This window comes from Pseudomonas sp. C321 (assembly GCF_055407105.1).
In genome coordinates, this window is the sequence record NZ_JBUZRB010000002.1 from 449,472 (window position 1) to 468,152 (window position 18,681).

Annotated in this window: 20 protein-coding genes; 14 read left to right on the forward strand and 6 right to left on the reverse strand. The window is 60.4% G+C overall.

Annotated features, from left to right (window positions below):
* The first annotated feature begins 14 nt into the window (after positions 1–14).
* Positions 15–920: an acetylglutamate kinase gene (argB, locus tag ACZRJ6_RS08090; protein ID WP_463967621.1), complete on the forward strand. Its 906-nt coding sequence runs from the start codon at positions 15–17 to the stop codon at positions 918–920.
* Positions 921–988: 68 nt separating this feature from the next.
* On the opposite strand, the gene pyrE is transcribed toward argB, so the two are convergent.
* Positions 989–1,633 carry an orotate phosphoribosyltransferase gene (gene pyrE, locus ACZRJ6_RS08095; RefSeq protein WP_133100767.1) on the reverse strand — a complete coding sequence of 215 codons (645 nt, stop codon included), beginning with the start codon at positions 1,631–1,633 and terminating at the stop codon, positions 989–991.
* 82 nt (positions 1,634–1,715) lie between these two features.
* On the opposite strand from pyrE, the gene ACZRJ6_RS08100 reads away from it, so the two are divergent.
* Positions 1,716–2,495 carry an exodeoxyribonuclease III gene (locus ACZRJ6_RS08100; RefSeq protein ID WP_003176915.1) on the forward strand — a complete coding sequence of 260 codons (780 nt, stop codon included), beginning with the start codon at positions 1,716–1,718 and terminating at the stop codon, positions 2,493–2,495.
* Positions 2,496–2,558: 63 nt separating this feature from the next.
* On the opposite strand, the gene ACZRJ6_RS08105 is transcribed toward ACZRJ6_RS08100, so the two are convergent.
* Entirely contained in the window at positions 2,559–2,927 is a 369-nt protein-coding gene (locus tag ACZRJ6_RS08105) for a DUF4870 domain-containing protein (protein ID WP_149412567.1), read from the reverse strand.
* 22 nt (positions 2,928–2,949) lie between these two features.
* The gene (gene rph, locus ACZRJ6_RS08110; protein ID WP_463967620.1) at positions 2,950–3,672 is read right to left on the reverse strand and encodes a ribonuclease PH; all 723 of its coding nucleotides are present in this window, start codon (positions 3,670–3,672) and stop codon (positions 2,950–2,952) included.
* A gap of 252 nt (positions 3,673–3,924) precedes the next feature.
* Between rph and ACZRJ6_RS08115 the strand changes: the two genes are divergently transcribed.
* The 6 genes from ACZRJ6_RS08115 (at position 3,925) to ACZRJ6_RS08140 (ending at position 9,232) form a co-directional block, all read left to right on the forward strand.
* Positions 3,925–4,788 carry a YicC/YloC family endoribonuclease gene (locus tag ACZRJ6_RS08115; RefSeq protein WP_463967619.1) on the forward strand — a complete coding sequence of 288 codons (864 nt, stop codon included), beginning with the start codon at positions 3,925–3,927 and terminating at the stop codon, positions 4,786–4,788.
* A 12-nt stretch (positions 4,789–4,800) separates the two neighbouring features.
* Entirely contained in the window at positions 4,801–5,421 is a 621-nt protein-coding gene (gene gmk / locus ACZRJ6_RS08120) for a guanylate kinase (RefSeq protein ID WP_463967618.1), read from the forward strand.
* A gap of 166 nt (positions 5,422–5,587) precedes the next feature.
* Positions 5,588–5,848, forward strand: a complete 261-nt coding sequence (rpoZ, locus tag ACZRJ6_RS08125) for a DNA-directed RNA polymerase subunit omega (protein WP_133100762.1) — start codon at positions 5,588–5,590, stop codon at positions 5,846–5,848.
* Positions 5,849–5,908: 60 nt separating this feature from the next.
* The gene (gene spoT / locus ACZRJ6_RS08130) at positions 5,909–8,014 is read left to right on the forward strand and encodes a bifunctional GTP diphosphokinase/guanosine-3',5'-bis pyrophosphate 3'-pyrophosphohydrolase (RefSeq protein WP_149412564.1); all 2,106 of its coding nucleotides are present in this window, start codon (positions 5,909–5,911) and stop codon (positions 8,012–8,014) included.
* A 24-nt stretch (positions 8,015–8,038) separates the two neighbouring features.
* Positions 8,039–8,419, forward strand: a complete 381-nt coding sequence (locus tag ACZRJ6_RS08135) for a RidA family protein (protein WP_003176922.1) — start codon at positions 8,039–8,041, stop codon at positions 8,417–8,419.
* 69 nt (positions 8,420–8,488) lie between these two features.
* Positions 8,489–9,232 carry a hypothetical protein gene (locus ACZRJ6_RS08140; RefSeq protein WP_463967617.1) on the forward strand — a complete coding sequence of 248 codons (744 nt, stop codon included), beginning with the start codon at positions 8,489–8,491 and terminating at the stop codon, positions 9,230–9,232.
* Between the two features lie 40 nt (positions 9,233–9,272).
* Here the strand turns inward: ACZRJ6_RS08140 and ACZRJ6_RS08145 are convergent, their stop codons facing one another.
* On the reverse strand, positions 9,273–10,130 hold the full coding sequence (locus ACZRJ6_RS08145) for an SDR family oxidoreductase (RefSeq protein WP_350615136.1): 858 nt from the start codon (positions 10,128–10,130) through the stop codon (positions 9,273–9,275).
* 188 nt (positions 10,131–10,318) lie between these two features.
* Between ACZRJ6_RS08145 and exbB the strand changes: the two genes are divergently transcribed.
* From exbB to ACZRJ6_RS08175, 6 genes are all read left to right on the forward strand, one after another.
* The gene (exbB, locus tag ACZRJ6_RS08150) at positions 10,319–11,326 is read left to right on the forward strand and encodes a tonB-system energizer ExbB (RefSeq protein ID WP_463967616.1); all 1,008 of its coding nucleotides are present in this window, start codon (positions 10,319–10,321) and stop codon (positions 11,324–11,326) included.
* Positions 11,327–11,332: 6 nt separating this feature from the next.
* The gene (exbD, locus tag ACZRJ6_RS08155; protein WP_133100757.1) at positions 11,333–11,758 is read left to right on the forward strand and encodes a TonB system transport protein ExbD; all 426 of its coding nucleotides are present in this window, start codon (positions 11,333–11,335) and stop codon (positions 11,756–11,758) included.
* A complete protein-coding gene (locus ACZRJ6_RS08160; RefSeq protein ID WP_133100756.1) occupies positions 11,755–12,501 on the forward strand; it encodes an energy transducer TonB family protein in 747 nt (248 codons plus the stop codon). The genes exbD and ACZRJ6_RS08160 overlap by 4 nt, the downstream gene beginning before the upstream one ends.
* 127 nt (positions 12,502–12,628) lie before the next feature.
* Positions 12,629–13,549 (forward strand): hydrogen peroxide-inducible genes activator, encoded by a 921-nt coding sequence (locus ACZRJ6_RS08165; RefSeq protein WP_149412560.1) that lies wholly within the window; start codon positions 12,629–12,631, stop codon positions 13,547–13,549.
* A gap of 7 nt (positions 13,550–13,556) precedes the next feature.
* On the forward strand, positions 13,557–15,632 hold the full coding sequence (gene recG / locus ACZRJ6_RS08170) for an ATP-dependent DNA helicase RecG (protein ID WP_463967615.1): 2,076 nt from the start codon (positions 13,557–13,559) through the stop codon (positions 15,630–15,632).
* 77 nt (positions 15,633–15,709) lie between these two features.
* On the forward strand, positions 15,710–17,110 hold the full coding sequence (locus ACZRJ6_RS08175; RefSeq protein ID WP_463967614.1) for an aminoacyl-tRNA deacylase and HDOD domain-containing protein: 1,401 nt from the start codon (positions 15,710–15,712) through the stop codon (positions 17,108–17,110).
* 75 nt (positions 17,111–17,185) lie between these two features.
* Here ACZRJ6_RS08175 and ACZRJ6_RS08180 read toward each other — a convergent pair whose 3' ends face one another.
* Both ACZRJ6_RS08180 and tagQ read right to left on the reverse strand, forming a co-directional pair.
* Complete coding sequence (locus tag ACZRJ6_RS08180; RefSeq protein ID WP_350615131.1) at positions 17,186–17,566, reverse strand: helicase; 381 nt, start codon at positions 17,564–17,566, stop codon at positions 17,186–17,188.
* Positions 17,567–17,691: 125 nt separating this feature from the next.
* Positions 17,692–18,618 (reverse strand): type VI secretion system-associated lipoprotein TagQ, encoded by a 927-nt coding sequence (gene tagQ / locus ACZRJ6_RS08185; protein ID WP_463967613.1) that lies wholly within the window; start codon positions 18,616–18,618, stop codon positions 17,692–17,694.
* Between the last annotated feature and the right edge of the window lie 63 nt (positions 18,619–18,681).

Genomic DNA, 18,681 nt, shown 5'->3' on the forward strand with positions numbered 1-18,681 from the left:
CCCCGGAGCCCTGAATGACCCTCGAACGCGAAGCCGCCGCCAACACCGCCAAGGTCCTTTCCGAAGCGTTGCCTTACATTCGACGCTACGTCGGCAAGACGTTGGTGATCAAGTACGGCGGCAATGCCATGGAAAGCGAAGAGCTGAAAACCGGCTTTGCCCGCGACATCGTGTTGATGAAAGCCGTCGGGATCAACCCGGTGGTAGTTCACGGTGGCGGCCCGCAAATCGGCGACCTGCTCAAGCGCCTGTCCATCGAGAGTCACTTCATCGATGGCATGCGCGTGACTGACTCGCAGACCATGGACGTGGTGGAGATGGTTCTCGGCGGCCAGGTGAACAAGGACATCGTCAACCTGATCAACCGTCACGGCGGCAGCGCAATCGGCCTGACCGGCAAGGACGCCGAGCTGATCCGGGCGAAAAAGCTCACCGTCACCCGCCAGACGCCGGAAATGACCCAGCCGGAAATCATCGATATCGGCCAAGTGGGTGAAGTGATCGGGATCAATACCGACCTGCTGAACCTGCTGGTCAAGAGCGACTTCATCCCGGTGATCGCGCCGATTGGCGTGGGTGCCAACGGCGAGTCCTACAACATCAACGCCGACCTGGTGGCCGGCAAGGTGGCCGAGGCGCTGAAGGCCGAGAAGCTGATGCTGCTGACCAACATCGCCGGCTTGATGGACAAGTCGGGAGCGGTCCTGACCGGCTTGACCACCCAACAGGTGGACGACCTGATCGCCGACGGCACCATCTACGGCGGCATGCTGCCGAAGATTCGTTGCGCGCTGGAAGCGGTGCAAGGCGGCGTCGGCAGCTCGCTGATTCTCGATGGCCGGGTTCCAAACGCGATTTTGCTGGAAATCTTCACCGACACCGGTGTGGGTACGCTGATCAGTAATCGCAAGCGCCCTTAAACAGCGCTGAAACAAAAAGACCCCGCTCAACCTTGTTGGGCGGGGTCTTTTTTATTGCCCGGGGAAAATCAGACGCCGAACTGCTCGCGATACGCCTGCACTGCCGGCAAATGCTGCTTGAGCTGCGGATCATCTGCCAGGAACTGCAACACCTGATTCAGCGACACGATGCTGACTACTGGAATCGCGAAGTCACGCTCCACTTCCTGGATCGCCGACAACTCACCGTTGCCTCGCTCCTGGCGGTTCAAGGCGATCAACACCCCGGCGGCCTTGGCGCCATCCTGGGATGCGATGATCTGCATCACTTCACGAATCGCCGTACCAGCGGTGATCACGTCATCGATAATCAGCACATCGCCAGTCAGCGGAGCACCTACGAGACTGCCACCTTCACCATGGGCCTTGGCTTCCTTACGGTTGAAGCACCACGGCAAATCCCGGCCGTGATGTTCAGCCAGGGCCACAGCGGTCGCGGCGGCCAGCGGGATGCCTTTGTAGGCCGGACCGAACAGCACGTCGAAGGAAATACCGCTTTCCACGATGGCCGCCGCATAGAAACGACCCAACTGCGCCAGGGCAGAACCCGAGTTGAACAGGCCCGCGTTGAAGAAGTACGGGCTGGTGCGCCCGGACTTGAGGGTGAACTCACCGAAGCGCAAAACACCGCGATCGATGGCAAAACGAATGAAATCGCGTTGATACGCCTGCATGAAAAAAGCCTCAGATACCACGGATTTAGCTAATTAGGTAGACGGCGTGTATCATACACGCACGCGATTTTTGGGGCCATTTATGCGGATCATCAGTGTGAACGTCAATGGTATTCAGGCTGCAGTCGAGCGTGGTTTGCTCAGTTGGCTGCAAGCCCAGAATGCCGACGTCATCTGCCTGCAGGACACCCGCGCCTCCGCCTTTGAACTGGACGACCCAGCCTTCCAACTGGATGGCTACTTCCTTTATGCCTGTGATGCCGAAGTTCCCGCCCAAGGTGGCGTGGCTTTGTATTCGCGGTTGCAACCCAAGGCGGTCATCAGCGGCCTCGGCTTCGAGACAGCCGACCGCTACGGGCGCTACCTGCAAGCCGATTTCGACAAGGTCAGCATCGCGACCTTGCTGCTTCCATCAGGGCAGAACGGCGATGAAGACTTGAACCAGAAGTTCAAGCTAATGGACGATTTCGCCCGTTATCTGGATAAACAGCGACGCAAACGTCGCGAGTACATTTACTGTGGCTCGCTGTACGTGGCGCAACAAAAGCTGGATATCAAGAACTGGCGCGACAGCCAGCAATCCCCGGGATTCCTGGCGCCGGAACGGGCCTGGATGGACGAGATTGTCGGCAACATGGGCTATGTTGATGCCCTGCGCGAAGTCAGCCGCGAAGGCGACCAGTACAGCTGGTGGCCGGACAACGAACAGGCTGAGATGCTCAACCTGGGCTGGCGTTTTGACTACCAGTTGTTGACCCCTGGCCTGCGCCGCTTTGTTCGCAGTGCACGCTTGCCGCGTCAACCACGGTTCTCGCAGCACGCGCCGCTGATCGTGGACTACGACTGGACCTTGACCATCTAAGGTCGATTCCAGGATGCAAAAAAGCCGACATCGCTGTCGGCTTTTTTGTTTTTTGTGGGGCGCCTATTTAACGATCCGCCAGGTAAACGGATACCGATAGGGAATCCCCTGGTTGGCCTTGATCCCACCAATAATGGTCAGTACCAGCGCACCGATCAATACCAACGCCAGTAGCGCAAAGCCAATCAGCACGAACATCAGCAGGTAGCAAATCGCCGAAGCAATGGCCACGGTGATCTGGAAGTTCAACGCTTCCTTGCCCTGGGCGTCGATGAACGGGTCCATCTCACGCTTGACCTGCCACAGGATCAACGGTCCCAGCAGGTTACCGAACGGAAACCACATCCCCAGAAACGCCGCGAAGTGACAGAACATCGCCCACTGGCGAACTTCCTGGCTCGGCGTTGGCTGTGGAAGCTGACTGTCACTCATGGCCTTGCTCCTTGGGCGTGGCTTAGTCAGCCAGCGCGGCGTTCTGCAGTTCGAACAGTTCGGTCATGCCTTTCTGGGCCAATGCCAGCATGGCGTTCAACTCGGCTGGCTGGAATGGCGCGCCTTCGGCCGTGCCCTGGACTTCGATGAAACCACCGGAGCTGGTCATCACCACGTTGAGGTCGGTTTCGGCAGCCGAATCTTCAAGATAGTCCAGGTCCAGCACAGGCTCGCCCTGGTACATGCCTACAGAAACTGCAGCGATCATCTGCTTGAGTGGATCGCCGCCTTTCAGGCCGCCGCGCTTCTTGATCACTTTCAAGGCATCGACCAGAGCAACCATCGCACCGGTGATGGACGCGGTACGGGTGCCGCCGTCGGCCTGGATCACGTCGCAATCGACGTACAGGGTGACGTCGCCCAGCTTGGTCATGTCCAGCGCCGCACGCAGGGAACGGCCGATCAGGCGCTGAATTTCCAGGGTGCGGCCGCCTTGCTTGCCGCGGCTGGCTTCACGCTGGTTACGCTCGCCAGTGGCGCGCGGCAGCATGCCGTATTCGGCGGTCAACCAACCCTGGCCCTGGCCCTTGAGGAAGCGCGGCACGCCATTTTCGACGCTGACGGTGCAGATAACCTTGGTATCGCCAAACTCGACCAGTACAGATCCCTCGGCGTGTTTGGTGTAGTTGCGGGTGATGCGGATCGAGCGGAGCTGATCGGCAGCGCGACCACTTGGACGTTTCATAGGGGAACACCTGTACGGAGGACGAAAAACTGCCGAGCATTATAGAGCCGCCAGCCGCGCCTGGGCAGTTCTAAAAAATCCGGTTACCAAGAAGCGCTCTGAAGCGTGCCTTCAACTCTTTGTCACAGCCAGCGTTTGGGGCCGCTCGTTGCGTTGCGCTACAATCCTGCGCCTTCGCAGCCTGTCGGCTTCAATTCACCCATCAGCCCGCCCTACCCCACGGTTTGCGGGACTGCATCGCGAGGTACCTCCATGGTGCACAGCATGACCGCCTTTGCCCGCGTCGAAAAAGCCGGCGTCCAGGGCACCCTGAGCTGGGAGCTGCGCTCGGTCAACAGCCGCTACCTGGAACCGCACCTGCGCCTGCCGGAGTCCTTTCGCGATCTCGAAGGAGCGGTTCGCGAAGCGCTGCGCCAGGGCCTGTCCCGTGGCAAGCTCGAATGCACCCTGCACTTTACCGAGGAGACTACCGGCAAGCCGCTGCAGGTCGACCGCGAACGGGCTGCACAACTGGTAGCCGCCGCCGAAACCATCGCCAGCCTGATCAAGCAACCCGCCGCGTTGAACCCCCTGGAAGTCCTGGCCTGGCCCGGCGTGCTGGTGGCCGACGCCACCGACCCACAAGCCCTGAACGCTGAAGCCCTGGCCCTATTCACCCAAGGCCTTAAGGAACTCAAGGCCGGCCGCGAGCGCGAAGGCACCGAACTGGCCCGGCTGATCAACGAGCGCCTGACCTCCATAGAAGAAGACGTAATCATTCTGCGCGAGCTAGTGCCGCAGATGCTTGCCACCCAGCGCCAGAAGGTCCTCGACCGCTTCGCCGACATGCAGGCCGAACTTGATCCGGTGCGCCTGGAGCAGGAAATGGTCCTGCTGGCGCAAAAGAGCGACGTCGCCGAAGAGCTCGACCGCCTGAGCACCCACATCGTGGAAGTTCGCCGCGTGCTCAAGTCCGCTGGTGCCGCTGGTCGGCGCCTGGACTTCCTGATGCAGGAACTCAACCGCGAAGCCAATACACTAGGCTCCAAGGCCTTCGATCCGCGCAGCACCACCGCTGCGGTCAACCTCAAAGTGTTGATCGAGCAAATGCGCGAACAAGTACAGAATATTGAGTAAGGCTACCCCGACATGACCCACAGCACCGGCACCCTGTACATCATTTCCGCCCCTTCGGGCGCGGGCAAGAGCAGCCTGGTCAAGGCTCTGACCGACACTGATCAGGAGATCCGTGTCTCGGTCTCCCACACCACCCGCGCCATGCGCCCTGGCGAGGCAAACGGGGTGAACTATCACTTCGTCGAACGCAGCGAGTTCGTGAAGATGATCGAACACGGTGACTTCCTGGAGCGTGCCGAAGTATTCGGCAACCTCTATGGCACCTCGCAAAGCCACTTGCAGCAAACCCTGGACGAAGGCCACGACCTGATCCTGGAAATCGATTGGCAGGGTGCCGAGCAAGTGCGTCAACTGATGCCCAAAGCCCGCTCGATCTTCATTTTGCCGCCGTCTCTTGAAGCCTTGCACCAGCGCCTGACCAATCGCGGCCAGGACAGCGACGAGATCATCGAGGGCCGCATGCGCGAAGCCGTCAGCGAAATGAGCCACTACGTCGACTACGACTACCTGATCATCAACGACGATTTTTCCCACGCACTGGAGGACCTGAAGTCGATTTTTCGTGCCAATCAGCTCCAGCAAAAACGCCAGCAACAACGTTTTGGCAAATTATTGGCCGAATTGCTCGGCTGACAGGCTCTTCCTAAAACCGCTGTAAGGGCCTTACATTGGCACTTGCAGCGCGTTTGCGATGGCCGGTGAAAATCAGCGCTTCCCTAAACGCTGGTGATTTTTTAAACTGTTCAGTCCGCTCGCCCAACCGGGCAGCGCGCATATTGCATTCGCTCCGAGGAATACCATGGCCCGCGTAACCGTTGAAGACTGCCTAGACCACGTGGAAAACCGCTTTGAACTGGTCATGCTCTCTACCAAGCGTGCCCGTCAACTGGCCACTGGTGGCAAAGAGCCCCTAGTGCAGTGGGAAAACGACAAGCCTACCGTTGTGGCCCTGCGCGAAATCGCGGCAGGCCTGATGAGCTACGAGTTCATCGCCAACGCCGAAATCGTTGAAGACGAACCACTGTTCGCGTTCGAGGACGAGTCCAACGAGGCCGTCTAAGCCTATGCCAGGTCGACGCAGCACGGCGCGGGGTCAACGCTTGCGGCAGGAGTCATTCCTTTGCCGAGCATAGACGCCCTCGCCGATCGCTTATCGACCTACCTCGGCCCAGACCAGGTCAACCTGGTCCGCCGAGCGTATTTCTACGCCGAACAAGCCCACGACGGCCAACGCCGGCGCAGCGGCGAGGCGTATGTCACCCATCCTCTTGCGGTGGCCAATATTCTTGCCGACATGCACATGGACCATCAGAGCCTGATGGCCGCGATGCTGCATGACGTGATTGAAGACACCGGTATTGCCAAGGAAGCGCTCAGTGCGCAATTTGGCGAAACCGTGGCCGAACTGGTCGACGGGGTCAGCAAACTGACCCAGATGAATTTCGAGACCAAGGCCGAAGCCCAGGCGGAAAATTTCCAGAAGATGGCCATGGCCATGGCTCGGGATATCCGGGTAATCCTGGTCAAGCTGGCCGACCGGCTGCACAACATGCGCACGCTGGAAGTGCTGTCCGGTGAAAAGCGCCGGCGCATCGCCAAGGAAACCCTGGAAATCTACGCGCCCATCGCCAACCGGCTGGGCATGCATGCCATTCGTATCGAATTCGAAGACCTCGGCTTCAAGGCGATGTACCCAATGCGTTCCGCGCGCATCTACCAGGCAGTCAAGCGCGCCAGGGGCAATCGCAAGGAAATCGTCAACAAGATCGAAGAGTCCCTGAGCCATTGCCTGGCGATCGACGAGATCGAAGGCGAAGTCAGCGGCCGGCAGAAACACATCTACGGCATCTACAAGAAGATGCGCGGCAAGCGTCGAGCCTTCAACGAGATCATGGACGTCTATGCGTTTCGGATCATCGTCGACAAGGTCGATACCTGCTACCGCGTACTGGGCGCTGTACATAATTTGTACAAACCCCTGCCGGGACGCTTCAAGGATTACATCGCCATTCCCAAGGCCAACGGCTATCAGTCGCTGCATACCACGCTGTTCGGCATGCACGGGGTTCCGATCGAGATCCAGATCCGCACTCGGGAAATGGAAGAGATGGCCAACAACGGCATCGCCGCCCATTGGCTGTACAAATCCAGCGGCGACGAGCAGCCCAAGGGCACTCATGCCCGAGCCCGCCAGTGGGTCAAGGGCGTACTGGAAATGCAGCAACGCGCCGGCAACTCCCTGGAATTTATCGAAAGCGTGAAGATCGACCTGTTCCCGGACGAGGTCTACGTCTTCACGCCCAAAGGCCGGATCATGGAGCTGCCAAAAGGCTCCACTGCGGTCGACTTTGCCTATGCGGTGCACACGGACGTGGGCAACAGCTGCATCGCCTGCCGGATCAACCGCCGCCTGGCCCCGCTGTCAGAACCGCTGCAAAGTGGCTCTACGGTGGAGATCGTCAGCGCACCGGGCGCACGCCCGAACCCGGCCTGGCTCAACTTCGTGGTCACCGGCAAAGCGCGCACCCATATTCGCCATGCCCTGAAGCTGCAGCGTCGTTCCGAGTCCATCAGCCTGGGCGAGCGCCTGCTGAACAAGGTGCTCAACGGCTTTGGCAGCTCCCTGGAAAAAATCCCGGCAGAGCGCATACAGGCGATGCTCCACGAGTACCGCCAGGAACTGATCGAAGACCTGCTTGAAGATATCGGCCTGGGCAATCGCATGGCCTATGTAGTCGCCCGCCGCCTGCTGGGCGAAGGCGAACAACTGCCAAGCCCCGAAGGCCCACTGGCGATTCGCGGCACCGAAGGCCTGGTGCTCAGCTACGCCAAGTGCTGCACGCCGATTCCAGGGGATCCGATTGTCGGCCACTTGTCCGCGGGTAAAGGCATGGTCGTGCACTTGGACAACTGCCGCAATATCAGCGAAATCCGCCACAACCCGGAAAAATGCATCCAGCTGTCCTGGGCCAAGGATGTCACCGGCGAATTCAACGTCGAACTGCGGGTCGAGCTGGAACACCAGCGCGGCCTGATCGCCCTGCTGGCCAGCAGCGTCAACGCGGCCGACGGCAATATCGAGAAAATCAGCATGGACGAGCGCGATGGTCGCATCAGCGTGGTCCAACTGGTGGTCAGCGTGCACGACCGCGTGCACCTGGCCCGCGTGATCAAGAAACTGCGTGCCCTGACCGGAGTCATCCGCATCACTCGCATGCGTGCGTAGCCCACCCATTACAAGGAGTCATTCATGACCAAGACAGTAATCACCAGCGACAAGGCACCTGCAGCCATCGGCACTTACTCCCAGGCGATCAAGGCGGGCAACACCGTTTACATGTCCGGCCAGATTCCCCTGGACCCAAAAACCATGGAACTGGTTGAAGGCTTCGAAGCCCAGACGGTACAAGTCTTCGAAAACCTCAAGTCGGTCGCCGAAGCCGCTGGCGGTTCGTTCAAGGACATCGTCAAGCTGAACATCTTCCTCACCGACCTGAGCCACTTCGCCAAGGTCAACGAGATCATGGGCAAGTACTTCGAACAACCGTACCCAGCCCGCGCCGCCATTGGCGTTGCCGCTCTGCCAAAGGGCGCACAGGTTGAGATGGACGCGATTCTGGTCATCGAGTAAAACACCCGGCGCAGCTCTTCTTCTCTATAAAAAACGGCTGCGCCGACTTCGTTTTGAAAGGATTTTGTAATGCGCAAAGCGCTCGTTGCCTCTTCATTGCTTGCCCTGCTGCTCAGCGGTTGCGCCAGCAATCCTGCCGACCTTGATGTCAGCGGCACCTGGATCAATCAAGTCGCCATTGATACAGCGTCCAAGGGTGGGCCTTTGCGTGAAGCCTTGCAGGCCTATGGTCCGAACCTCGAATGGGAGGTCAACACCAAGGCCAACCAGGCGCGCTACTTCAATGGTTTTGAACGCCCTGAAGGCAAGCTGCTGGGCGAAAAGTCCGGCGCCTGGAGTGTTGATTTTTATGGCAGCTCCACCACCGAGCTCAAGCGCGATGGCAAACAACTGTTGCAAGTCGCCAACGACAACGAGCCGGAGCAACTCTTCGATCGCTCCAAGGACCCCGCACCCGAAGGTGCACCCTTGGGCGCCAACTTTGAACGAGCCTTGTACTCGGCCTATATGGGCGGCACCTGGAAAATCACCAGTGGCAACGGCCAAGGCGCCACCGTGCAATTTCAAGCCAACGGCCAAGTGACCGGTTTGCCAGGAGCAGACCAGTACTCGCTGTGCCTGGCTGGCGATTGCGCCTCCATGAGCGGCGGCTACGACAGCATCTGGCTGCAACAAGGCGGCCAGGGCAACCCATGGATTTTTGCCCGTAAAGGTGCGCAACTGGAGATCTTCCAAGCCATCAATACCTCCCAGGCTGACGAAGTGCCTTCGTTTACTCCAGGGTCGCGGCAGTGGTTGCTGGAAAAACAGTGAAAAAAAAGGAGCCCGAGGCTCCTTTTTCTTTGGCTGACACTCAGCGCCCGCCCTCAAGAATCGCCGCATACCCTTCGCGATAACTTGGATAAGTCGGCACCCAGCCCAACGCCTTGGCCCGTGCGTTGCTGCACTGCTTGCTGCCGGCGCGACGTACGCTGGCATCCTCGGCCCATTCGGTCACCCCGAGGTACTCACGCAACCAGCCCACCACTTCAGCTAATGGCGCAGGCGCATCGTCGACGCCGATATAGCAGTCATCCAGCGAACCACCCTGCTCCACATGCCTTAACAGAAAGGCCAACAGGCCCGCCGCGTCATCGACGTGTATCCGGTTGCCGTACAAGGGTGGATCAATCGCCACGCGGTAACCCTGGCGCACCTGGCTTAACAACCATTCGCGACCTGGGCCGTAAATGCCGGTCAAACGCACCACACTGGCCGGGACGCCGCTCTTCAGTGCGACCTGTTCAGCCTCCAGCATGACCTGACCCGAGTAGCCACCTGCCTGAGTCTGCGAGTTTTCATCGACCCACTCACCGTTCTGCTGCCCGTAGACACTGCTGCTGGAGACGAACAACAGATGCTTGGGCTCCTGGCCATAATCTTTCAGCCAATCGAGCACATGTTGCAACCCTTGAACATAAGCGGCGCGATAGCCTGCCTCATCGTGATCGGTAGCAGCCGCGCAATACACCAGGTAATCCACCCCGCCCACTGGCCAGGTGTCCGGGCAGTCTTCAATGAACAGATCACCGGCAATGCCGATCACCCCTTCAGGCAGGCGTGAAATATCACGCCGCAGGCCATGAACCTCCCACCCCGAGGCCAGCAATTGGGTGGCCAGGCGGCTACCAACATCGCCACAACCGGCAATCACAACAGAAGGCGCAGACATCACAAAACTCCATTCTTAAAGGTCAAGATTAGCCTTCACAGACGACCAGCGGCTAGCAAACTGAGAAATAAAGTAACTGTATTACTTTTGTTAACAAGAATTACTTGCAATAATAACCACCCATTTGTCCTCGACCCGTTCCGGTCTGGCAGGACAGCCACTCATTTTTTTTCTCAGGTCCGGCCAGCATGACGCGCAATAAAATCCCCGCTTCGCCAACCAAGCCTCACAGTCCATCCCGCTTCTCGCGTGCGATCGCTGCGGTGCTGTTCAGCGTTCTGCTGGCACCGACCGCTGCGTTCGCCGATGTAACGGCCCCGGCTACACAGCCAGCCACCACCGCACCAGCGGCGGCTCCAGCGCCAGAACACAACGCAGCAGCGCCTGGCGCTCCGGCTGCCGCACCCGCGGCCACCGACCCGGTCGCAGCCGACGGCGTTACTCCAGATGAAGAAACCGGCGTTGTGCTGGAAGAAGACAACACCCTGGGCATGGCCCACGACCTGTCGCCCTGGGGCATGTACCAGAACGCCGACATCATCGTAAAGATCGTGATGATCGGCCTGGCCATCGCCTCGATCATCACCTGGACCATCTGGATCGCCAAGGGCTTCGAGCTGCTGGGCGCCAAACGCCGCCTGCGCACTGAAATCGTCAACCTGAAGAAAGCCAACACCCTTAAGGAAGCCAGCGAAAGCGCGGCGAAAAAGGGCACCCTGGCACACCTGCTGGTCCACGACGCGCTGGAAGAAATGCGCCTGTCGGCCAACAGCCGCGAAAAAGAAGGCATCAAGGAGCGTGTGAGCTTCCGTCTTGAGCGCCTGGTTGCAGCTTGCGGTCGCAACATGAGCAACGGTACTGGCGTACTCGCCACCATCGGTTCCACCGCGCCTTTCGTCGGCCTGTTCGGTACCGTGTGGGGCATCATGAACAGCTTTATCGGCATCGCCAAAACCCAGACCACCAACCTCGCCGTAGTTGCTCCCGGCATCGCCGAAGCCCTGCTGGCAACGGCCCTGGGCCTGGTGGCGGCGATTCCTGCGGTGGTGATCTACAACGTCTTCGCCCGCTCGATCGCCGGCTACAAGGCTCAGGTGTCGGATGCGTCGGCAGAAGTCCTGTTGCTGGTAAGCCGTGACCTCGATCACCAGCCTACCGAGCGCAGCTCGCAACCGCACATGGTGAAAGTGGGGTAATCGGCCATGGGCCTGCATTTGAATCAAGGCGACGACGAACTCGTCGAGAACCACGAAATCAACGTCACGCCTTTTATCGACGTGATGCTGGTGCTGCTGATCATCTTCATGGTGGCAGCACCCTTGGCCACGGTGGACATCAAGGTTGACCTCCCCGCCTCCAGCGCGAAACCTGCGCCACGGCCAGAGAAACCGGTGTTCCTCAGCGTCAAGGCCGACCAGCGCCTGTTCCTGGGCGAAGAAGAAGTCAAATCCGAAACCCTGGGCGCTGTGCTCGACGCCAAGACCCAGGGCAAGAAAGACACGACCATCTTCTTCCAGGCCGACAAAGGCGTGGACTATGGCGACCTGATGCACGTGATGGATGCCCTGCGGGCAGCCGGCTACCTCAAGGTAGGCCTGGTCGGACTTGAGACGGCAGCCAAGAAATGATCACGACGCGCCACAAACTGACGCGTTATGGCACAAGCCTCGCCGTCGTGCTGGGCGTCCACGCCGTCGCGATTATCATCGCGCTCCAGTGGTCGGCGCCACATACGGTCCAGCTGCCACCGGCCGCCATGGTCATCGACCTGGCGCCGATGCCGGCGCCACCGCCTCCGGCCCCGCCGAAAGTGGTGACGCCGCCGCAACCGCCTGCGCCGGTGGAAGAGCTGCTATTGCCGAAACTGGCCGAAGCACCGAAACCAACGATTTCGGTACCCAAGCCGGTCAAGCCCAAGCCAAAACCACAGCCGCCCAAGCCTGAGAAGAAGCCCGAGCCGCCCAAGGAAAAACCTTCCGAAGACCCGCCGAGCGAGAGCCCTCAGAACAACGCGCCTACGGAAAAATCGGCTCAACCTCAACCCGGTCCGTCGCCGCAGCAGACTGCTGCCAAGGCCACCTGGGAAAGCACCTTGCTCGGCCACTTGGCGAAGTACAAGAAGTACCCGCCAGGCGCCCAGTCACGAGGCAAGGAAGGCTTGAACCGCTTGCGTTTCGTGGTCGATGCCGAAGGCAAGGTGTTGTCCTATGAGCTGGTGGGCCGCTCCGGCAACGCCGACCTGGACCGCGCGACCCTGGACATGATCCGTCGTGCCCAGCCGCTGCCCAAGCCACCGGCCGACATGTTGAAAAACGGCAGCATCGAGATCGTTGCTCCGTTTGTCTACAACATCGAGAAACGTCGCCGGTAACAACAACGCGGGGTATCTGCTACCCCGCGGTGTTATTACGTTCTTCGCGAGCAAGCTCGCTACTACATAACGTGCGTCTATCGATTGCAGCCGGTATGCTTGGCCTGCAACCTTATGGACGCCCGCTATGACTCTTACAGAATTACGCTACATCGTGACCCTCGCCCAAGAGCAGCACTTCGGCCACGCGGCCGAGCGTTGCCATGTCAGCCAGCCGACCTTGTCGGTGGGTGTGAAAAAGCTTGAAGACGAACTCGGTGTGCTGATTTTCGAGCGCAGCAAAAGCGCCGTGCGCCTAACCCCGGTCGGCGAAGGCATCGTCGCCCAGGCCCAGAAGGTTCTGGAGCAAGCCCAAAGCATTCGCGAACTGGCACAGGCCGGCAAAAACCAGCTGACAGCACCGCTGAAAGTCGGCGCAATCTATACTGTCGGCCCCTACCTATTCCCGCACCTGATTCCGCAACTGCACCGCGTCGCGCCGCAGATGCCTTTATACATCGAAGAAAACTTCACCCACGTGCTGCGCGACAAACTGCGTAACGGCGAACTGGACGCGATTATTATTGCCCTGCCGTTCAACGAGTCGGACGTGCTGACCCTGCCGCTCTACGATGAGCCGTTCTACGTGCTGATGCCGGCGTCCCACCCGTGGACGCAAAAAGACACCATCGACGCCGCCCTGCTCAACGACAAGAGCCTGCTGCTGTTGGGCGAAGGCCATTGCTTCCGCGACCAGGTACTGGAAGCCTGCCCGACCCTGACCAAAGGCAACGACGGCGCCAAGCACACCACCGTGGAATCCAGCTCCCTGGAAACCATCCGCCATATGGTGGCGTCCGGCCTGGGCATTTCGATCCTGCCGCTGTCAGCGGTGGACAGCCATCACTACGCCCCCGGCGTGATCGCCGTGCGCCCACTGACGCCGCCGGTGCCGTTCCGCACCGTGGCGATTGCCTGGCGCGCCAGCTTCCCGCGCCCGAAAGCCATTGAAATCCTCGCCGACTCGATCCGCCTGTGTTCGGTGGCCAAGCCGCCCGCTGCGAGCTAAGGGCCGTATGACCGAGTTGTCGCAGGTGTCGGTGACGGCACTCAAGGGTGTCGGTGAAGCCATGGCCGAAAAACTGGCCAAGGTCGGCCTGGAAAACCTCCAGGACGTACTGTTCCACCTGCCCCTGCGCTATCAGGATCGTACCCGCGTGGTGCCCATCGGCCAGTTGCGCCCTGGGCAGGACGCGGTCATCGAAGGCACCGTCAGCGGTGCCGATGTGGTGATGGGCAAGCGCCGTAGCTTGGTGGTGCGCCTGCAAGATGGCACCGGCGGCCTGAGCCTGCGCTTCTACCATTTCAGCAACGCCCAGAAAGAAGGCCTCAAGCGCGGCACCCGCGTGCGCTGCTACGGCGAAGCCCGCCCTGGTGCCTCGGGGCTGGAAATCTACCACCCGGAATACCGCGCCATTACTGGCGACGAACCACCGCCGGTGGACCAGACTCTTACCCCGATCTACCCGCTCACCGAAGGCCTGACCCAACAGCGGCTGCGCCAGCTGTGCCAGCAAACCCTGACCCTGCTCGGTCCCAAAAGCTTGCCCGACTGGCTGCCCGAGGAACTGGCGCGGGATTACCAATTGGCGCCGCTGGATGACGCCATTCGTTACCTGCACCATCCGCCGGCCGACGCTGACGTCGACGAACTGGCCCTCGGTCATCACTGGGCCCAGCATCGCCTGGCGTTCGAAGAGCTGCTGACTCACCAACTGTCCCAGCAACGCCTGCGCGAGAGCATGCGCTCGCTGCGCGCGCCAGCAATGCCAAAAGCCACCCGGCTGCCGGCGCAATACCTGGCCAACCTGGGCTTTGCGCCCACCGGTGCCCAACATCGGGTCGGCAATGAAATCGCCTACGACCTCAGCCAGAAAGAACCGATGCTGCGCCTGATCCAGGGTGACGTGGGCTCCGGCAAGACCGTGGTCGCCGCCCTCGCTGCACTACAAGCCCTGGAAGCCGGTTATCAGGTGGCGCTGATGGCGCCCACCGAGATCCTTGCCGAGCAGCACTTCATCACCTTCAAGCGCTGGCTCGAGCCCCTGGGTCTGGAAGTGGCGTGGCTAGCGGGCAAGCTCAAAGGCAAGAACCGTGCAACGGCTCTGGAGCAGATCGCAGCCGGCGCACCCATGGTGGTCGGTACCCACGCGCTGTTCCAGGATGAGGTGAAATTCAAGAACCTGGCCCTGGTGATCATCGACGAACAACACCGCTTCGGCGTGCAGCAGCGCCTGGCGCTGCGCCAAAAGGGCGCGGGTGGACGGATGAGCCCGCACCAGTTGATCATGACCGCCACGCCGATCCCGCGCACCCTGGCCATGAGCGCCTATGCCGACCTCGACACCTCGATTCTCGACGAACTGCCGCCAGGCCGAACTCCAGTCAATACGGTGCTGATCACCGACAGCCGCCGCGTCGAAGTCATCGAACGGGTACGCGACGCCTGCGCGCAAGGGCGTCAGGCCTATTGGGTGTGCACACTGATCGAGGAGTCGGAAGAGCTAACCTGCCAGGCCGCCGAAACCACCTACGCAGACCTCACCAGCGCCTTGGGCGAGCTCAAGGTCGGGCTGATTCACGGGCGCATGAAGCCGGTGGAAAAAGCCGCGGTGATGGCCGAATTCAAGGCTGGAAACCTGCAGTTGCTGGTGGCGACCACCGTGATTGAAGTCGGTGTCGACGTGCCCAACGCCAGCCTGATGATCATCGAAAATCCCGAGCGCCTGGGCCTGGCGCAGTTGCACCAGTTGCGCGGTCGCGTCGGCCGGGGCAGCGCCGCTAGCCACTGCGTGCTGCTGTACCACCCGCCGTTATCGCAGATCGGCCGCCAACGCCTGGGGATCATGCGCGAAACCAACGACGGCTTCGTGATCGCCGAAAAAGACCTCGAACTGCGCGGCCCCGGCGAGATGCTCGGCACCCGCCAGACCGGCCTGCTGCAATTTAAGGTCGCCGACCTGATGCGCGATGCCGACTTGCTGCCTGCCGTACGGGACGCCGCCCAGGCGCTGCTGGAGCGCTGGCCGCAACACGTCAGCCCATTGCTGGATCGCTGGTTAAGGCATGGGCAGCAATACGGCCAAGTGTGACGGCACAATCACTTAGTCGACCCTCATCCGCATCAAGCTGGTTATACTCCGATGACTGTAGGAAATTGGATCAGGCCATGCCAGAAGTTGCCCTCGCCACAGCCCCGCCGACCGCACCTTCGGTCATTCGGGCTCTGCTCGCAAAACTCGCCATCAGCTACACGGAAGTCGCCGAACAGCCTGGACTGAACCCTGCACGAAAGGTTCAAGCAGTGCTGCTCGATGATGCCGTGGGCGCGCTGATGGTGCTGTTTCCCCAGAGCCAGTTGCTGGACCTCAATCGCCTCACTGAATTGACAGGTCGCAGACTCACCGCTGTGTCTCAGGAACGCCTTGAGCGCATGCTCGGCAAGCACAGCCTGAGCCTGTTACCTGGCCTGCCGCCGCTGACCAGCTCGCCGTGCCTGTATGAAGAAAGCCTGCTGCGCGAACCGACCTTGCTGGTTCACTCGGGCGAGGCCGGTGTGTTACTGGAAATCTCCAGCGAAGCCTTCAAGAGCATGTTGACCAAAGCCAGCGCCGCCAACTTCGGCGAGCCCCTGAGCAGCATCCGGCCTAACCTTGACCGGCCGAACGACGACCGCGAAGAAATCACCCAGGCGGTACAGGCCTTCACCGCCCGGCGCATCCAGCAACGCCTGGAAGAGACCATCGAGATTCCACCCCTGGCCGACACGGCGCAGAAGATCATCAAGCTGCGGGTAGACCCCAACGCCACCATCGACGACATCACCGGCGTAGTGGAAACCGATCCGGCCCTGGCCGCGCAAGTAGTGAGCTGGGCGGCGTCGCCGTACTATGCCTCGCCGGGCAAGATTCGCTCGGTGGAAGACGCCATCGTCCGCGTGCTGGGCTTTGATCTGGTAATCAACCTGGCCCTCGGCCTGGCCTTGGGCAAGACCTTGAGCCTACCCAAAGACCACCCGCAACACGCAACTCCGTACTGGCATCAGTCGATCTACACCGCTGCGGTAATCGAAGGCCTGACCCGCGCCATTCCCCGCGCCCAACGCCCGGAAGCAGGCCTGACTTACCTGGCGGGCCTGCTGCACAACTTCGGTTACCTGTTGCTGGCCCACGTCTTCCCGCCGCACTTCTCGCTGATCTGCCGGCACCTGGAGGTCAACCCGCACCTGTGCCACAGCTACATCGAGCAGCATCTGCTGGGGATCAGCCGCGAACAGATCGGTGCCTGGCTGATGCGCTACTGGGATATGCCGGACGAGTTATCCACAGCCCTGCGCTTCCAGCACGATCCGACCTACGACGGCCAATACGCCGAATACCCGAACCTGGTGTGCCTGGCCGTGCGCCTGCTGCGCAGCCGAGGCATCGGGTCCGGGCCGGATGAAGAAATCCCGGACGAACTGCTGGAACGCCTGGGCCTGACCCGGGATAAGGCAGAGGATGTGGTGAGCAAGGTGCTGGATGCGGAAGTGTTGTTGCGCGAATTGGCTTCACAGTTCAGCCAGGGCTAAACAGCCTCTTGGGCAAAGAGCTTGTTGTGACGAGCGGGCTTGCCCGCTCGCCACATGGAGCTGCTCCGACTCTGTTTAAGCCTTCGGCTTTTTCTTCGGCTTCAAATACTTGGTCAACCCCTGGAACCACATCACCAGTGCCGGGTTGCCCTTGATCTGGATCGACTTGTCCTGAATGCCCGTCATGAACGCCAGTTGCTTGTTCTTCGCCTGCATCGTGGCGAAGCCATAGGCGGCATCTTTAAAGACGATAGCGAACGCAGGCTCGGGGTGAACACCCGAACGGCTAGTGATGCGCTGGTTCTTGACGATGAAGTGACGGGCAACCTTGCCGTCGAGGGTCTGCAGCTGAAACGCCAGGTCCTTGTCACCCAGCTGTTGCTGGAACGCAGGATTATTGCGGCTGGCTTTGCCCATCAACAGGCCCAGCATCCACAGAAGAAAACGAAATTTCATGCACACGGCCTCAGTGTAATTATTGGGTGGCCGCAGCAGTTTAACGATTTGTGCCCAGAACGCTACCGATCTCCCGCGTTAGCAGGAGATCGGCTTGTGTTTACCGCTTATAGCAACAACTTTGCTCAGACGTTAGGGCAAGGAACCGGTGCCCAGTCGCCCAGGTCAGGGTTTTTGCACATGCTATTGACCTGGGTGGTGCCGGCGCTGGCGACCTGCTTGCTTTCAGCTTGCTTGGTCTTGACGCCCTGAATGGTCTTCTCGGTAGCTACCGCTTCTTTGGGCACAACAGGCAGTGGTGGACGCTTGGTGATTTTCGCGGTTGATTTGCCTTTTTTCGCAGGCGTGACGACCGGGGTAACGTCGGCAGTGGCCACGGTTACCACGTCATTACGCTGAACACCCACCTGTTGCAGGTCTTTCTCGTAGGCCTGGGTGTAGTTGTTCAGGTCTTCGCTGGCCTTGCCGTTGACGGCGACGATCAGGTCGTTGGACTCTTTGAGGCCGGCAACGATTTCCGCCAGACGCTTGCGACCTTCGGTGTCGTTGACGGTCTTGGCCTTTCTATCAGCTACAAGCTTGGTGAACGCACCCTGGTAGCACTGCTGGGACGCCTTGGCGTAAGAGGTGCTGCGATCGATGTCCGAGGCACTCTTGTTGAAGTCGGTGGCGTAGGAGGCGATGCGCTGGTTGTCATCGCTGACCTGCTTCTGGCGCTCGGTGTAGTAACCCGCCGCACCGCCTGCCAGTGCGCCGCCCGCTGCGCCAATGGCGGCATTGCGACCGCGCTTGTCGGAGTCGCCGGTCAGCGCGCCCAGCAGTGCACCGCCGGCAGCGCCGATGGCTGCACCGGTGACGACCGACTTGGTCATGTCCGAATCAGTGGCACGCAGGTGTTGCACCGGCTCGTAGCAGCTCGGGTAGTACTCGACCTTGGTGGTCGACGCCACTTTGGAGGAAGGTGAAGTCGCGCAACCAGTCAGCACAGTGCTGAAGCCAGCGGCGATCAGCAGCAGATGACGCTTGGAAACCGTCTTACGGGAAAAAAGCATAGTTGTGTTCTCGTTTAAGTTTGACCAGCCCAGCACGGCCCACCGCCGCCTGAGTCCCTTCCA

Coding starts and splice junctions, on each gene's coding strand:
- argB (WP_463967621.1), top strand. CDS start 15: ATGACCCTCGAACGCGAAGCCGCCGCCAACACCGCCAAGGTCCTTTCC.
- pyrE (WP_133100767.1), bottom strand. CDS start 1,633: ATGCAGGCGTATCAACGCGATTTCATTCGTTTTGCCATCGATCGCGGT.
- ACZRJ6_RS08100 (WP_003176915.1), top strand. CDS start 1,716: ATGCGGATCATCAGTGTGAACGTCAATGGTATTCAGGCTGCAGTCGAG.
- ACZRJ6_RS08105 (WP_149412567.1), bottom strand. CDS start 2,927: ATGAGTGACAGTCAGCTTCCACAGCCAACGCCGAGCCAGGAAGTTCGC.
- rph (WP_463967620.1), bottom strand. CDS start 3,672: ATGAAACGTCCAAGTGGTCGCGCTGCCGATCAGCTCCGCTCGATCCGC.
- ACZRJ6_RS08115 (WP_463967619.1), top strand. CDS start 3,925: ATGGTGCACAGCATGACCGCCTTTGCCCGCGTCGAAAAAGCCGGCGTC.
- gmk (WP_463967618.1), top strand. CDS start 4,801: ATGACCCACAGCACCGGCACCCTGTACATCATTTCCGCCCCTTCGGGC.
- rpoZ (WP_133100762.1), top strand. CDS start 5,588: ATGGCCCGCGTAACCGTTGAAGACTGCCTAGACCACGTGGAAAACCGC.
- ACZRJ6_RS08135 (WP_003176922.1), top strand. CDS start 8,039: ATGACCAAGACAGTAATCACCAGCGACAAGGCACCTGCAGCCATCGGC.
- ACZRJ6_RS08140 (WP_463967617.1), top strand. CDS start 8,489: ATGCGCAAAGCGCTCGTTGCCTCTTCATTGCTTGCCCTGCTGCTCAGC.
- ACZRJ6_RS08145 (WP_350615136.1), bottom strand. CDS start 10,130: ATGTCTGCGCCTTCTGTTGTGATTGCCGGTTGTGGCGATGTTGGTAGC.
- exbB (WP_463967616.1), top strand. CDS start 10,319: ATGACGCGCAATAAAATCCCCGCTTCGCCAACCAAGCCTCACAGTCCA.
- exbD (WP_133100757.1), top strand. CDS start 11,333: ATGGGCCTGCATTTGAATCAAGGCGACGACGAACTCGTCGAGAACCAC.
- ACZRJ6_RS08160 (WP_133100756.1), top strand. CDS start 11,755: ATGATCACGACGCGCCACAAACTGACGCGTTATGGCACAAGCCTCGCC.
- ACZRJ6_RS08165 (WP_149412560.1), top strand. CDS start 12,629: ATGACTCTTACAGAATTACGCTACATCGTGACCCTCGCCCAAGAGCAG.
- recG (WP_463967615.1), top strand. CDS start 13,557: ATGACCGAGTTGTCGCAGGTGTCGGTGACGGCACTCAAGGGTGTCGGT.
- ACZRJ6_RS08175 (WP_463967614.1), top strand. CDS start 15,710: ATGCCAGAAGTTGCCCTCGCCACAGCCCCGCCGACCGCACCTTCGGTC.
- ACZRJ6_RS08180 (WP_350615131.1), bottom strand. CDS start 17,566: ATGAAATTTCGTTTTCTTCTGTGGATGCTGGGCCTGTTGATGGGCAAA.
- tagQ (WP_463967613.1), bottom strand. CDS start 18,618: ATGCTTTTTTCCCGTAAGACGGTTTCCAAGCGTCATCTGCTGCTGATC.